The sequence below is a fragment of the Microbulbifer sp. SE14 genome (genome assembly GCF_059834885.1).
The window spans coordinates 16364-29156 of record NZ_JCBAJA010000039.1 but is presented as its reverse complement, the minus strand read 5'-3'; the positions used below and the strand labels follow the sequence as shown (position 1 = coordinate 29156).

Genomic DNA, 12793 nt, shown 5'->3' with positions numbered 1-12793 from the left:
ACCCTTAATTTTTGGTCTCTGGAGGATATTCAAACAGAAGCGGCGTAATTGTGACCGGAACAGCTATTACATACTGCTTTCGGCGACTGATACGTTCACACAACCTGTGCTGAGAACAAAAAATCCCGGAGTTTCAGGAAGTTTGTCGCTTTCAGCAAAAAAAACGGATATGCGTCTCAGGGAGCAATTGTTTCACTTGGTCTCATCGTACCAATAGCGCGGAAAGCTTGACTGTGCGGGGGGGTGAGGCCATTCTGACGACTAAATTTTCCTCAGATATAGATCCGTGGAAAATCGATCTCTGGGGCTACGATACAAGTTGATTTATCGACGTCAGAATAAAATCATCTAAAAGTCATAAGGCCGTCAGATGTTTGGAAGCTAGTTTAGTAGAATAGTCGCTTGTTAAGTCACATCCAGGCATAGTTAAATATCTCGCTGATTTCACAAAAAGGATAATTTATGAGGCGTATTTGTATTCCAATAACTCTGCTATTTTCTGTTTTTATTATGAGTAGCAAAGGTTATGGTCAAAATGAATTTCCAGTCTTGGAAGATCGCTATTTGGGACAAAAGCCACCAGGCTTAATTCCTGAATTTTTTGCACCCGGTATTGTTGCCACAGAAGAACATCTTGAAACGGAAGTATTGTTCTTGCCCGACATGAGAGAGCTCTCGTTCACTAGGTCTGGTGGGAAATATAAAGAAACTGCATGGTTGGTTATGCAATACAAAGATAGTAGATGGAGTAGAAAATCTATTCCATCAACTGATATCAATAAATATAAGGAACGATTCAGCCCTAGTGTATCAGAGATGAAAAACCTTGAGCCTTTCAAGGATATTCCTGTTGTGGGTTTCTCGGTTTCATTTAAAGGGACATACTATTTTTATGTTCTAAATTTCGAGGATGGCAGTGGGCATATGAGTTATTCACGCCTAATAGATGGCAAGTATGAAGAACCTCAAAAAATGAGTAAGGATATTAACAGGGGAAAATATATTGCCCACCCCTTCATAGCTCCAGATGAGTCCTATCTAATGTGGGATGCTGAGAAAGACGGTGAAAATACCCCTGATATCTACATTAGTTTTCGAAAGAAAGATGGTTCATGGGGAGAAGCAATTAACATGGGAGATACAATAAACACCGCAGCCTATGAACAACGCCCGAAAGTGACCCCCGATGGAAAATATTTGTTCTTTTGGCGGGGAGACAAAAAAGTGAGAAAAGATGGCAGTAGTTATTGGATAGGCAATCCTCATTGGGTGGATGCTAAGGTTATTGAGAATCTCAGATCGAATCAATAAATTATATAGCAACCGCAGCAAGAGCACCGCCAAGAGGTGGCGCGTCTTCTGCGGGCGTAAGAACTCGAGCGATTTTTGAGTAGATAGAATTTTCGCGAAGAGAGACCTGAAATACTTTGTGTAGTGTAAAACAAGTCCAGAATTTACATGAGAGTACGATTTTTTGGATTAAATATGAATAAAATAATAAGTCGAAGTTTTTATACAACCTCGTTATGCGAAAGGAGAAAATAATATGAAGAAGAGTCTTGTTCTGGCTTTTACGTTTTTGCTTCCTCTGATAAATGTTGAGGCAAGTGAACGAAATTCATATGAAATGCCTAGAACACAGGTAATACCTATTCAAGATTCTGTGTCAGGATGGCAATATGACCTTTACATAAAACTACCAGAAGAGTATCTCGAAAAGAACGACGAAAAATATCCTGTTATTTATTTTCCTGACGCAGCCTGGAATATCGAAATACTATCTGCCTCTACAGAGTTTCTTATGGAGGAGGCTATTTTGGTCGGAATTTCCTGGCAGACAGATATAAATGAAGAATTAAAGGAAGAAGCAGGGATGCATGTAAGTAGGTATAGAGATTACTCAATGAGGAAGTCCAGTAAGCCAGAGATACAAGCTAAATATCAACTTGGAAAAGCCATTAATCATCTAAATTTCATTCGTAGCGATATAATTAAGTATATAGAAAAAAACTATCGAACCGATCCTGAAAATCGCACCTTTTTTGGGTATTCACTTGGCGGTGAATTTGGTGTCTATATATTGCTCACAGAACCCGATACTTTTAAGAATTACATCCTTGGTAGCCCTTCACTTGTGGGCGATATTCCCTATCTTATTGAGCTGGAATCTAATTCGGAATTAAAACGGAAGGGCCTAAATGCCAACGTTTTCGTTTCTTATGGTTCACAGGAGAATGAACTGGGGGAGAATGCAGAAAAACTTATTGCCATGCTGAAAAATAGAAATGATGAGAGTTTGTACTTGAAGCATGTAGTGATTGAAGGCGACCATAAGGCAGCGTTACCTATGACGGTAGTACGCAGTGTGACTTGGTTGTCGGCATTATCACGTGAGTAAAGTTCAAAGCGTACCTAGTTGTCCATGAATAGAGCAACATTATTAATCCTCGCTTGTCTTCCATCAGATATTTTGGCTGACGCTTCGGCTGCCGGTTATGGCAACATTGAGGCTGTAGAGGAACTAGAACGACTCTTGAGCAGAGAGAATTTTCGCGCGGAGACAGCCCTGAAATACTTTTCTCAATGTAACACAAGCCCAGAATTTGCATAGGAGCACGATTTTCTGAGTGAATTACACAGAAGGAAGGGGGTGGAGTTTTCCTACAGCCCCGTTAGCCTCCTTGCGAACTTTGCGAACAAAGGATATGAACGATATGAAGGAATATCTTTTCTTGGCCCTGTTTGCTGTATCATCCACGGCCAGCGCCATTATCATTCGTGAAGACGTTGAAGATGATAAGTATCAGGTTCCCGCCTCCGCGCTACCCGCATTGGCCGATTTTCCAGGAGAAGGGCACGGGGTCCTGATTTCCCCCCAGTGGATTGTTACGGCCGCGCATGTGGCTTGTATGCAACACGTCCAAGAGATCATTATTAACGGCCTGTCACGTAAAGTCGAACGCGTAGTCGTTCACTTTGGGTACAAGATGCCACCTGAGGCGCTCGTCAAAGAGGCGTTAGCCTCTGGTGATGCCTCAGAATTAATGGAGTTTCTCGCGTTGTCTGACGACATTGCGCTTATTAAGTTGAGAGCGCCTGTCACTGATGTCAAACCTATTAATCTTTTCCGTGGCAGCGATGAAGTTGGCAGGACTGTCCAGATAATCGGCAAGGGGGCCACCGGCAAAGGCAATGAAGGTGAGGCACCTCACAGCCCACATCGCACCACTTTGCGCAGAGCCTTCAACGTCATTTCTAGTGTCCATGTGCGCTGGATTTCCTACACGTTTGATTCGCCAAAATCTGCCGTTCCACTCGAGGGAATGGCGGGTAGCGGAGACAGCGGTAGCCCCGTCCTTATCAGGGAAAAGCAGCAATGGGAGCTTGCCGGCCTTGTTTCCTGGGATTCCGTTCAAGGAGATATAGATATACGAACGAACGCTGGGGGGCGTTACGGTTATATCGGAAATAACGTTCGTATTTCTCGTTACATAGCGTGGATCGAAAGCACCGTATCTGCCGAGGAACAGAAGCAGAGTCTGGAGCCGGCGGGAGGTTAATATTCGTTCCAGGGGGCTGCTTACCGTGTGCACCATTCTTGTATCCCGTTACGCTCGCATTATTGCAAAAACACACGCCGTAAGCTGTCCCTAAGCCCGGCGTAAAGTATCCGGGTTACCCATGAATCGTAGACCCGTGTATAGTTATGCCCATCTATATGGATGGTGTCCGATATGGCCGAAAAACTCCAATGGACCAGGAATACAAGAACTCAAGAGGCAAGATATGTTTAGTCATGTGATGGTCGGAACGAATGACATTGAGCGGTCCAAGCGCTTCTATGACGCAGTGCTTGGGGTATTAGGGGCAGGGGAGCCACTGCAAAACCTGGCGAGCACAGGGCACGCTCGACTGTTTTACCGGCACGGTGGCGGAACCTTCTGCGTTAGCGAGCCCATCAATGGTGAAGAGGCGACCTTCGCCAACGGGGGAACGATTGGGTTCAAGTGCACTTCTCCAGAGCAGGTGCAACAGTTCCATGATGTGGCGGTTGCGCACGGTGGAACTTCGATCGAAGCGGCGCCGGGCCTGCGCGAGGGGCAGCTGGGCGCGATGTTCCTATCCTATGTGCGGGATCCTGACGGCAATAAGCTTTGTGCGCTTCACCGGCCCAAGTAGGTCTCTAAGCCGCAGTGGCTGCACTTGGTAAGTCCACGAGTGCAGCCTTACCCCTCGCTCAAGTGCTACGCTGGTGTATCCTGATCTGTATCCGTTCGTGGACAATAAATTGGATTCACGAAAGTAGCGGGTCATAGCCACAGCCGGCAACGTTAGAAGAACGAGCGATAGATCCATGAAGAAACTCACTTTTCTCCTGCTTTTACTGGCAGCGTATTCAAGCCTTTCGGCAGAACTGAATCAGGCCCCTGCGAGCGCGGAAGCTTATGATGTTGCCGCTTTTATCCAGCGACTCGACTCTCTTCGCGAAGATGCCGATATCCCGGGATTATCCGTCGCCGTTGTAAAGGACCGCGCGATTCTTTTCGCGACGGGATTGGGGTACGCTGATGTCGAACAGGGCATTCCCGCTACCGCCGAGACGGCCTACGATATCGCTTCAGTCGCGAAGCCGATCTCTGCCGTCGTTGCCCTCCGCCTCGTCGAGGCGGGAATACTTGATCTCGATAGGACGATCGCGGGCTACAGCGAATGGGTGGACTTCTGTACCGAATTCAGCCAGCAACCATCCATCTTTGCCAAAGAGCTCCGATGCCGGCCTTCGGGCCATACGCTTCGACACTTGCTGTCTCATACGGCTACGGGGACGCCTGGCACCCGTTTCTCGTACAACCCCATCCTCTACTCCTGGGCATCGCGCCCGATCATGGCCGCCGCTGACGCTCCCTTCTCGGCCCTCATCGATCGCTACGTCTTCAAACCAGCCGGAATGGAGAAGTCGGCCCGCAAACACCGGAATTTACCGTTGCGTGAGGAGCTGGCCCGTCGGCTGGCCCCGCCCCACCGAATTGACAGCTCCGGAGCGATCCAGCGTGCGCCGGCGAGGCGGCCCCAGGGAGACGGTGCCGCAGGCGGAGTCGTCACCACTGCCCTCGACCTGGCCAGGTTCGACATCGCACTGGATCAGGGCATGCTGATCTCAGCAAAGTCACGGGCCGAAATGATGGCGCCGACGCGCTCAATCGGCGGGGAGGCACTTCCCTACGGGTTGGGCTGGTATGTGCAGGAATACCGAGGCCATACTCTCGTCTGGCACTCGGGGTGGTGGGAGGACGCCTACTCCGCTCTGTATCTCAAGGTTCCGACCCTGGACCTGAGCTATATCCTCCTGGCGAACAGTGAAGGTGTCTGGTGGGACAATCCTCTTGAGGAGGCTGCGATCGAGCGTTCTCAATTCGCCCAGCTATTTCTTTCCGCGTTTGTCAATCATTGACCGCGGCCGCGTGACAATGGCAACCCGCTTCCCCATATGCCGGAAAGCGGCCATATAATGGTGCTAACGAAGGCGGCGTTAAATGACCGACATCAACTTCGCACGGCCCGCCCGGCCTTCGTAAAGGCACGCGCAGACCAGATGGCGCATTTCGCTGCGGCTGACTGAGCAGCGGTAGTATTGGAACAATTAAGGTTTATAAGGAGGCTGTAATGCCAGGGAATTATCCCGATAAAGTTCGTACCCTTCCTCTGTACGATGGCCGCTTTGACGCATACCGTTTGGCTGCGAATGGTGCTGATGTTTTGTTCGCTTCTTACCCGGCGGGAACGAGTATCCCTCCCCACACTCATGAAACAGACAACCACGGCATCATTATCCGTGGAGAGCTGATATTGTCCATCGAGGGCAGAACGGAACGGTATGGTGTCGGGGACTGGTATCATGTTCCCGCCGGTGTTGAACATGCTGCTTGTTTCGATCAGGAAACGGATGAAATTGAGTTCTGGTTTGAATCCGGCAAGTAGTCGCTGCGCAACCGGATCGACTGTCCGGCGGCGCCGTCGAAATTCCCATTCATTGGCAAACACATGAAACCGGTCGTCCAGGAAGAAATATCAGGTTGTGGGATAGCGGCGAGTGCTGCCCTTGCGGGTGTCAGCTACGCCGAAGCCAGGCGCACTGCGAATGCCCTGGGGATTTGTGCCGAAGACGAGGCGCTGTGGTCAGATACAGGGTATGTCCGGAGGCTCCTGGGCGAGTTTGGAATCTCGCTTTCGCCCGGGGAGACACCTTTTGAATCGTGGGGAAGCCTTCCCGAAAAGGCGCTTCTGGCAATCAGGTGGCACAGGGAGAACGGCAGGCCCTTCTGGCATTGGGTGGTGTATGTCAGGGACCCTGGCCAGGCGGTGGTGCTGGATTCCAAGAAGACCCTGAAATCAAACATACGGCGGGATTTCTGGCGCATGAAGCCCAAGTGGTATATAGGGGTAGTCGACTAACGAGCGCAGCAGGCGGCTGCCGGCGGTAGGAAAATCCTCCTGCTGATAGATGTAAGTGGTACGGAAAATGTCTGATCAAGTCAAAAACCTGAAAGCGGAAGTGCTTTCGCACAGTTGGTCCAGGTTCGAGAAGTACACCTTTGAATACCAGACCGCGGACGGCAGCTGGGAGACCCAGCAGCGGGAAGTCTACGACCGCGGCGACGGTGCCGCAGTGCTGCTGTACCGCCAAGAGAAAGATACTGTAGTGCTGACCCGCCAATTCCGCCTGCCCACCTTCCTGAACGGCAACCACAGCGGCATGATGATCGAGGCCTGCGCCGGCGCCCTGGACGGAGAAGATCCCCTGGAGTGCATCCTGCGGGAGGTGGAAGAGGAGACCGGCTATAGGGTGGGGGAGGCCACCAAGATATTCCTGGATTCCGGCCTGCGCCGAAGTGGCGAGAAAGCTGATTGTTCGCCCAAACTCCGGAGCTGGCAGGAAGCCCATTCAGTCCCGCAATAGCCGGACTCCGTAGATGCCGCCGGCAACCGACCCGGGCGCTGCCTCAAAGCGCAATTCCAGTCGATCCCCGTCTCGATTTCTCAACTGCGGCGGCAGCGGATAATCGACGCTATAGAAATTGTCCCCCCTGTCACCCTCGAGCGCTACCTCGGCGATCCTGATGCCGTTCAGCAGTATTTCGAAGTTGCGCCCGCTGTCGAGACCGTAGTAGGTGATGCGCAGCTTTTGCGCCTGTTTTTGCGGATCCTTGAGCTGGTAGCTGAACCAGCCGCTGGCGTGCCGACAGTGGCGGCCTTTGTGCAGGCCCGCCTCTGTATCCTCACCGGCAAAGAAGTGATCGGATTCCGGCTGCTGTTCCCCGGGTGCCACCTTGTCGATGGTTATTGCCTCCAGCGCCAGGCGCGCGCGGTCGGCCCCGGCTTCCCGGCGCTGGCGATCGGCCAGTTTTTCCGGCGTCGTGACCGGCCAGTAGAGCATGTAGCGGGATTCGTGCAGGCGGAAGAACGGGATAAGTTCCAGGGTGTCCCCGGAGCGCAGCGCTTCCGGCGCGGCGAAACGCAACTGTTCGCCGGGCAGCCGCTTCAGGTCCTCGATAAAACCCTGGTCCTCGCCGACAAACAGCGGCGCCGACTCCAGCGCGCACATGGGGCCGCTGGCGATATGGCCCATGCGGCTGTCGTCGGCGAAGAAATCCAGCTTCTCGTCCGCGAACGGCTGTGTCTTCGCCGCCAGCACCAGGGGGCCATAGAGCAGGGCGAAGTAGTCGGAGCGGTCGGGCATCTGCTCCAGCTCGGCGTGCATCGGCAGCGAGAGTTCTATGCGGTCGCCGCTGTGCCAGTGGCGGGAGATGGCCACATAGCTGCCCGGTTTGGCGCTGTGCGCAAAGGGCTTGCCGTTGATACGGATTTCGAACTTGCCGGGCTCAACCCAGGCCGGATAGCGCAGTCTCAGCGTCGCCGACCCGTCCCCCCCGATCGCCAGGGAGGTGCTTTCCCTGTCCGGGAAACTGTTGCGCTGGGTGATTGTGAGCTTCTTGTCCCGCCACTGCAGTTGGGAGGGGATAAACAGGTTGACGAACAGCTCGTTGCCGCGGTGGGCGTAGATCATCTCGCCGTATTTGCTGTGGTTCTCGATACCCGAGCCCACACAGCACCACATAGCCTTTTCCGGCTGCGAATAGACGCGGTAGTGCTGCGGGCGCATTGGCGTGAAGTACACCAGCCCACCGGTGTCCGGATTCTGGGAGGACAGAATGTGGTTGTAGAGGGCGCGCTCGTAGTAGCGCACATAGCGCGGCTCCGGATTGCCCTGGTAGAGCAGCTCCGTGAGCTTGAGCATATTGTAGGTGTTGCAGGTCTCCGGCCCCTCAACCTCATTGATCATGCCGGAGAAATCGTCCAGATCGTGGAAGTGCTCGTTCACACTGTTGCCGCCGATGGCGACGGTGCGCTTCTCCACCACTTGGGTCCAGAAATACTCGGCGGCGTCCTGCCATTGCCGGTCGCCGGCCAGGTCGCCGACGCGTTTGTAACCGATCACCTTGGGAATCTGTGTATTGGCGTGCAGGCCGGTCAGCGCGTCGCGCCGCTGCTGCAATGGCTCGAGGATCTGCCGGTGGGACAGGCGGCGGGCCACCTGCAGGTATTTGTCGTCACCGGTGATTTCCGCCACGTCGGCATAGACTTCGTTCAGGCCACCGTGCTCGCTTCTGAGTATTTCCTGGACCTGTTCGTCGGGCAACTCCGCGATCAGCCGTGCGCCCCATTCGGAGAGCTTCACGAGCATATCCAGTGCCTGTTTGCTGCCTGCGTGTAGCCAAGCGTCGCGCAGGCCGGCGAAGGTCTTGTGGATGTTGTACAGCGGCACCCATTTCTTGTTCAGTGAAAAGAGGCCCGCGTCTATTTCTCCATTGGCGACCTGCTGCCACATGGCCGCACCGTCGGGAATGCCGCCCAGGTAGCCGTTGCCGTTTTTCCGTTGTGCGCGCTCGAGCTCATCGAGCATATAGTCCAGCCGCTTTTTGGCTTCCCTGTTGCCGGTGGCGGCGTAGGCGAGGCTCAGGGCGGTCAGGTAGTGGCCGCCGATATGGCCGTCGAGACCGCTGTTTTCCCAGTTGCCGTAGCTGTCTGATTTCGGCTCCAGCCCCGCCTCGCGCAGGTAGGGCGCCAGTAGGCGATCCGGGTCCATGGCCAGGATATAGTCGATATTCCTGTCCTGGGCGTGCTTGAAGGGGCTGTCGAGCAGGCGGATGTCGGTGAGGGGGAATTTCTCCACCGGCTCGGCACAGGCCGCCGAGGAGAAAATGCAGACTGCGAGTGCGGGGATTATTTTTTTCATAATTTTCAGTTGGGCAGATAAGTTTGATGGGTGGCTCGTATAGCCCCCTCTCCCGCTTGCGGGAGAGGGCGGGGGGAGAGGGCTGAAGGGGGCTACTCCAGCAACCTGCTTCGATAACTGTCCAACTGCGCCGCATCCACCACCGGCCACAGTTCGTCATCCCATTCCAGGTCCAGGATCTTCAGTTTCTGCAGCCCATTGTCGGCGGATTCGTAGGCGTGCAGCACCAGGTAATCTTTGCCATCGAAGGTGTAGGCGCTGTTGTGGCCCAGCCCCGGCCAGCGTTCGTTGCCGGCAAGCAGCGATGTGCCGCCGCCGTTGGTCATATCCTTGCCGTCCTTGTCCAGATAGGGGCCGGTCACTTCACTGGCGCGGCCCACCGCCAGGCGATAGGTGCTGTCGTCGCCGCGGCAACAGAGGCCGCGGGATATAAACAGGTAGTAGTAGCCGTGTTTCCTGAAGATGAACGGCGCTTCCAATTCCGCCGGGCCGGGCTCCGCGGCCGGGGTAAGGGGCGGGCGCTCGCCGCGGGCAATGGTGTGCCACTCCTGGGGTTCCGCCAGCGCGGTCCAGCTCTTGTCCAATTTCACCAGCTTCAGGCCGCCCCAGAAAGAGCCGAAGGCCATCCAGGCCGTGCCCTCGTCATCCAGCACGATATTCGGGTCTATCGCGTTCCAGTTGTCCCGGCCGGGGACCGACTGCAGCACTATGCCCTGGTCCTTCCACTGGTAGTTGGGGGAATCCGGGTCCAGGGTCTCATTGATGGTCACGCCCATGGCCGAGGTGTTCTTTCCGAACGCAGAGACCGAGTAGTAGAGGTAGAAGCGGCCGTTGCGCGCGATGATATCCGGCGCCCACAGGTGGCCGTTGAACTCCGGTGCCACGGTGCGCGCCCAGTCCGGTTCGCCGGCAAAGGCGCGGCCGGATCTCTGCCAGTCCACCAGGTTGTCGGAGCGGTAGATGGTGATGCCGGGGCCGGTGCTGAACAGGTAGTAGCTATTCCCTTCCTGGGTCATCACCGGGTCGTGAATACTGACCTGGGGGGCGGGCATGGGCTCGGCCTGGCTGCAGGCGCTCAGTAACAGGCCGGCCAGCGCAATGGCGCGAAGCGAGGAGGGCGCTAGGTGGAACATCGAACTTCTCTCTTCTTATATATATCTGCCGGGAAACGGCTCTCATTGTCGCGGTCGCATTGTCCCGGCTGCCGGGGTTGTGACGATATTAGTATTATAATAGTATCGTTAAAAGTGCAGCAACCGACGAGTACCGGGTTGCGCCGCAAAGCGCCGCACAGACGGCGATGCAATCACAAGAATAACGATGGCGATGATAATGTTTCGACAAGTTGCCTGGCTGTTACTCGGCTATGCCTGCCTGCTCACAACGGTGACCGCTACGGCTGCCGAAGATCGAAAGACCCACCTGATCGCGCAGCGCGCAGATCCCTGGGTTCTCCGCCACACTGACGGCTACTACTACTTCATTGCCACCGTGCCGGAATATGACCGCATCGAGCTGCGCCGTGCCCGCACCATCGCCGGGCTCGCTGATGCGGCTGCCGAGGTTATCTGGCGCAAGCACGCCAGCGGCCCCATGGGTGCCCATATCTGGGCGCCGGAACTGCATCGCATCGATGGTGCCTGGTATATCTACTTCGCCGCCGGCGATGCCGAGGATCGCTGGAAAATCCGCATGTACGCCCTGCGTAACGACGCCGACAACCCGCTGCAGGGCGAGTGGCGGGAGATGGGCCGCATCGCCACGCCCGTGGACAGCTTCTCCCTGGATGCCACCAGTTTTACCCACAAGGGCAAGCGCTACCTGGTCTGGGCCCAGTACGATGCCGAGGGCGAACGCGGCTCGGCGCTGCTGATGGCGGAAATGGCCTCGCCCACGGAAATCAAGCTGCCGGTGATCACCCTGTCGGAGCCCACACTCGACTGGGAGACCAGGGGCTACAAGGTCAATGAAGGGGCGGCGGTGCTGAAAAGGAACGGCCGTGTATTTATCAGCTACTCCGCCAGCGCCACGGACCACAACTACGCGATGGGACTGCTGTGGGCGGATGCGGACGCGGACCTGATGAATCCGGATTCCTGGCACAAAGCCTCGCAGCCGGTGTTCGCAACCAACGACAGCCTGCAGCGCTTCGGCCCCGGCCACAACAGTTTCACCGTCGCGGAAGATGGCGAGACCGATCTGATGATCTACCACGCGCGCGATTACCTGGAACTCCAGGGCAACCCCCTGACCGATCCCAACCGCCACACCCGCGTACGCGAGTTGCACTGGGATAAAAACGGCATGCCGGATTTCCGCCAGAACGAAAAAGATTGAGGGCGTAGGGTGCGTCGTGGAAGACAAGTGCTCCATGCGTTGTCTGCATGGCCGCCGTCCATGGCGGCCTCGCACCATTCCGGAATCGGTGGCGGCCCCAGATAGTTCCGGTGCGCACGGCGCACCCTAGGGTATCCGCCAGAATAAAATTCAGTGATTGAAAAGAGTCTCAACACGATGAACAGAATCAAGAAACACGGCCTCGTCGGCCTGGCAGTTTCCACCGTCTTCCCGCTCCTGTCCCAGGCGGCCAACCCGGCGATCACCGAGGTGCTCACCGCCGACCCGGCCGCGCTGGTGCACGACGATACCGTCTACCTGTACACCGGCCACGACGAGGCCAAGGACAACAAAGACTTCTACAAGATGCACAAGTGGCTGGTGTTTTCCTCCACCGATATGGTGAACTGGAAAAACCACGGCTCGCCGCTGGCGGTGAAGGACTTCAAGTGGGCCAAGGGCGATGCCTGGGCCGGCCACGTGGTGGAAAAGGACGGCAAATTTTACTGGTACACCACCGTGCGCCACGATGACAGCAAACCCGGATTTGCCATCGGCGTGGCGGTATCCGACAGCCCCACCGGGCCCTTCAGGGACGCGCTCGGCAAGGCACTGGTCAACAATGACATGACCACCGATACGGAAATCGACTGGGACGACCTGGACCCGGCAGCGTTTATCGACGACGACGGCCGGGCCTACCTCTTCTGGGGCAATACCAAACCCCGCTGGGCCAGGCTGAAAGACAATATGGTGGAACTGGACGGACCCATCCACAGCCTGGACCTGCCGGACTTTACCGAAGCCCTGTACGTGCATAAACACGGCGACTGGTATTACCTGAGCTACGCCACCGGCTTCCCGGAGAAAACCGCCTACGCCATGAGTAAATCCATCGAGGGGCCCTGGGAGTACAAGGGCATTCTCAATGAGCTGGCCGGCAATTCCAACACCAACCACCAGTCCATCATCGACTACAAGGGCCGCTCCTTCTTTATCTACCACAATGGCGGCACCCCCGAGGGCGGCAGCTTCCGGCGCTCCGTGTGCATCGACGACCTGCACTACAACCCGGACGGCACTATCCAGCGTATCATCATGACGTCCGAGGGCGTGGCGCCGGTGGGCCAGATGGCGGCTTCTTCACAGGACTGATAACGG

The 12793-nt window shown here is 55.4% G+C and carries 12 protein-coding genes; 10 read left to right on the top strand and 2 right to left on the bottom strand.

The window, feature by feature from the left end; translation table 11 throughout:
- Nucleotides 1-462: 462 nt before the first annotated feature.
- From AC6R19_RS20650 to AC6R19_RS20615, 8 genes are all read left to right on the top strand, one after another.
- Complete coding sequence (locus AC6R19_RS20650; RefSeq protein ID WP_500581767.1) at nt 463-1311, top strand: TolB-like translocation protein; 849 nt, start codon at nt 463-465, stop codon at nt 1309-1311.
- Between the two features lie 235 nt (nt 1312-1546).
- Nucleotides 1547-2398, top strand: a complete 852-nt coding sequence (locus tag AC6R19_RS20645; protein ID WP_500581766.1) for an alpha/beta hydrolase — start codon at nt 1547-1549, stop codon at nt 2396-2398.
- A 316-nt stretch (nt 2399-2714) separates the two neighbouring features.
- On the top strand, nt 2715-3560 hold the full coding sequence (locus AC6R19_RS20640) for a S1 family peptidase (RefSeq protein WP_500581765.1): 846 nt from the start codon (nt 2715-2717) through the stop codon (nt 3558-3560).
- Between the two features lie 226 nt (nt 3561-3786).
- Nucleotides 3787-4179 (top strand): VOC family protein, encoded by a 393-nt coding sequence (locus AC6R19_RS20635; protein ID WP_500581764.1) that lies wholly within the window; start codon nt 3787-3789, stop codon nt 4177-4179.
- Nucleotides 4180-4354: 175 nt separating this feature from the next.
- Nucleotides 4355-5452 carry a serine hydrolase domain-containing protein gene (locus AC6R19_RS20630; RefSeq protein ID WP_500581763.1) on the top strand — a complete coding sequence of 366 codons (1098 nt, stop codon included), beginning with the start codon at nt 4355-4357 and terminating at the stop codon, nt 5450-5452.
- A gap of 212 nt (nt 5453-5664) precedes the next feature.
- The gene (locus AC6R19_RS20625; protein WP_500581762.1) at nt 5665-5979 is read left to right on the top strand and encodes a cupin domain-containing protein; all 315 of its coding nucleotides are present in this window, start codon (nt 5665-5667) and stop codon (nt 5977-5979) included.
- 63 nt (nt 5980-6042) lie between these two features.
- The gene (locus tag AC6R19_RS20620) at nt 6043-6453 is read left to right on the top strand and encodes a hypothetical protein (protein WP_500581761.1); all 411 of its coding nucleotides are present in this window, start codon (nt 6043-6045) and stop codon (nt 6451-6453) included.
- 67 nt (nt 6454-6520) lie between these two features.
- Nucleotides 6521-6958, top strand: a complete 438-nt coding sequence (locus AC6R19_RS20615) for an NUDIX domain-containing protein (protein ID WP_500581760.1) — start codon at nt 6521-6523, stop codon at nt 6956-6958.
- On the opposite strand, the gene AC6R19_RS20610 is transcribed toward AC6R19_RS20615, so the two are convergent.
- Both AC6R19_RS20610 and AC6R19_RS20605 read right to left on the bottom strand, forming a co-directional pair.
- The gene (locus AC6R19_RS20610; protein WP_500581759.1) at nt 6944-9295 is read right to left on the bottom strand and encodes a beta-L-arabinofuranosidase domain-containing protein; all 2352 of its coding nucleotides are present in this window, start codon (nt 9293-9295) and stop codon (nt 6944-6946) included. The two genes, AC6R19_RS20615 and AC6R19_RS20610, sit on opposite strands and share 15 nt — an antisense overlap.
- Before the next feature lie 92 nt (nt 9296-9387).
- Complete coding sequence (locus AC6R19_RS20605; protein ID WP_500581758.1) at nt 9388-10428, bottom strand: arabinan endo-1,5-alpha-L-arabinosidase; 1041 nt, start codon at nt 10426-10428, stop codon at nt 9388-9390.
- Between the two features lie 199 nt (nt 10429-10627).
- On the opposite strand from AC6R19_RS20605, the gene AC6R19_RS20600 reads away from it, so the two are divergent.
- Nucleotides 10628-11632, top strand: a complete 1005-nt coding sequence (locus AC6R19_RS20600) for a glycoside hydrolase family 43 protein (RefSeq protein ID WP_500581757.1) — start codon at nt 10628-10630, stop codon at nt 11630-11632.
- Between the two features lie 177 nt (nt 11633-11809).
- Entirely contained in the window at nt 11810-12787 is a 978-nt protein-coding gene (locus AC6R19_RS20595) for a glycoside hydrolase family 43 protein (RefSeq protein ID WP_500581756.1), read from the top strand.
- The last annotated feature ends 6 nt before the right edge of the window (nt 12788-12793 follow it).

What these genes read in the sequence shown, in the direction of transcription:
- AC6R19_RS20635 (WP_500581764.1), top strand. Translation starts at nt 3,787, where the DNA reads ATGTTTAGTCATGTGATGGTCGGAACGAATGACATTGAGCGGTCCAAG.
- AC6R19_RS20595 (WP_500581756.1), top strand. Translation starts at nt 11,810, where the DNA reads ATGAACAGAATCAAGAAACACGGCCTCGTCGGCCTGGCAGTTTCCACC.
- AC6R19_RS20610 (WP_500581759.1), bottom strand. Translation starts at nt 9,295, where the DNA reads ATGAAAAAAATAATCCCCGCACTCGCAGTCTGCATTTTCTCCTCGGCG.
- AC6R19_RS20625 (WP_500581762.1), top strand. Translation starts at nt 5,665, where the DNA reads ATGCCAGGGAATTATCCCGATAAAGTTCGTACCCTTCCTCTGTACGAT.
- AC6R19_RS20645 (WP_500581766.1), top strand. Translation starts at nt 1,547, where the DNA reads ATGAAGAAGAGTCTTGTTCTGGCTTTTACGTTTTTGCTTCCTCTGATA.
- AC6R19_RS20640 (WP_500581765.1), top strand. Translation starts at nt 2,715, where the DNA reads ATGAAGGAATATCTTTTCTTGGCCCTGTTTGCTGTATCATCCACGGCC.
- AC6R19_RS20615 (WP_500581760.1), top strand. Translation starts at nt 6,521, where the DNA reads ATGTCTGATCAAGTCAAAAACCTGAAAGCGGAAGTGCTTTCGCACAGT.
- AC6R19_RS20650 (WP_500581767.1), top strand. Translation starts at nt 463, where the DNA reads ATGAGGCGTATTTGTATTCCAATAACTCTGCTATTTTCTGTTTTTATT.
- AC6R19_RS20605 (WP_500581758.1), bottom strand. Translation starts at nt 10,428, where the DNA reads ATGTTCCACCTAGCGCCCTCCTCGCTTCGCGCCATTGCGCTGGCCGGC.
- AC6R19_RS20630 (WP_500581763.1), top strand. Translation starts at nt 4,355, where the DNA reads ATGAAGAAACTCACTTTTCTCCTGCTTTTACTGGCAGCGTATTCAAGC.
- AC6R19_RS20620 (WP_500581761.1), top strand. Translation starts at nt 6,043, where the DNA reads ATGAAACCGGTCGTCCAGGAAGAAATATCAGGTTGTGGGATAGCGGCG.
- AC6R19_RS20600 (WP_500581757.1), top strand. Translation starts at nt 10,628, where the DNA reads ATGTTTCGACAAGTTGCCTGGCTGTTACTCGGCTATGCCTGCCTGCTC.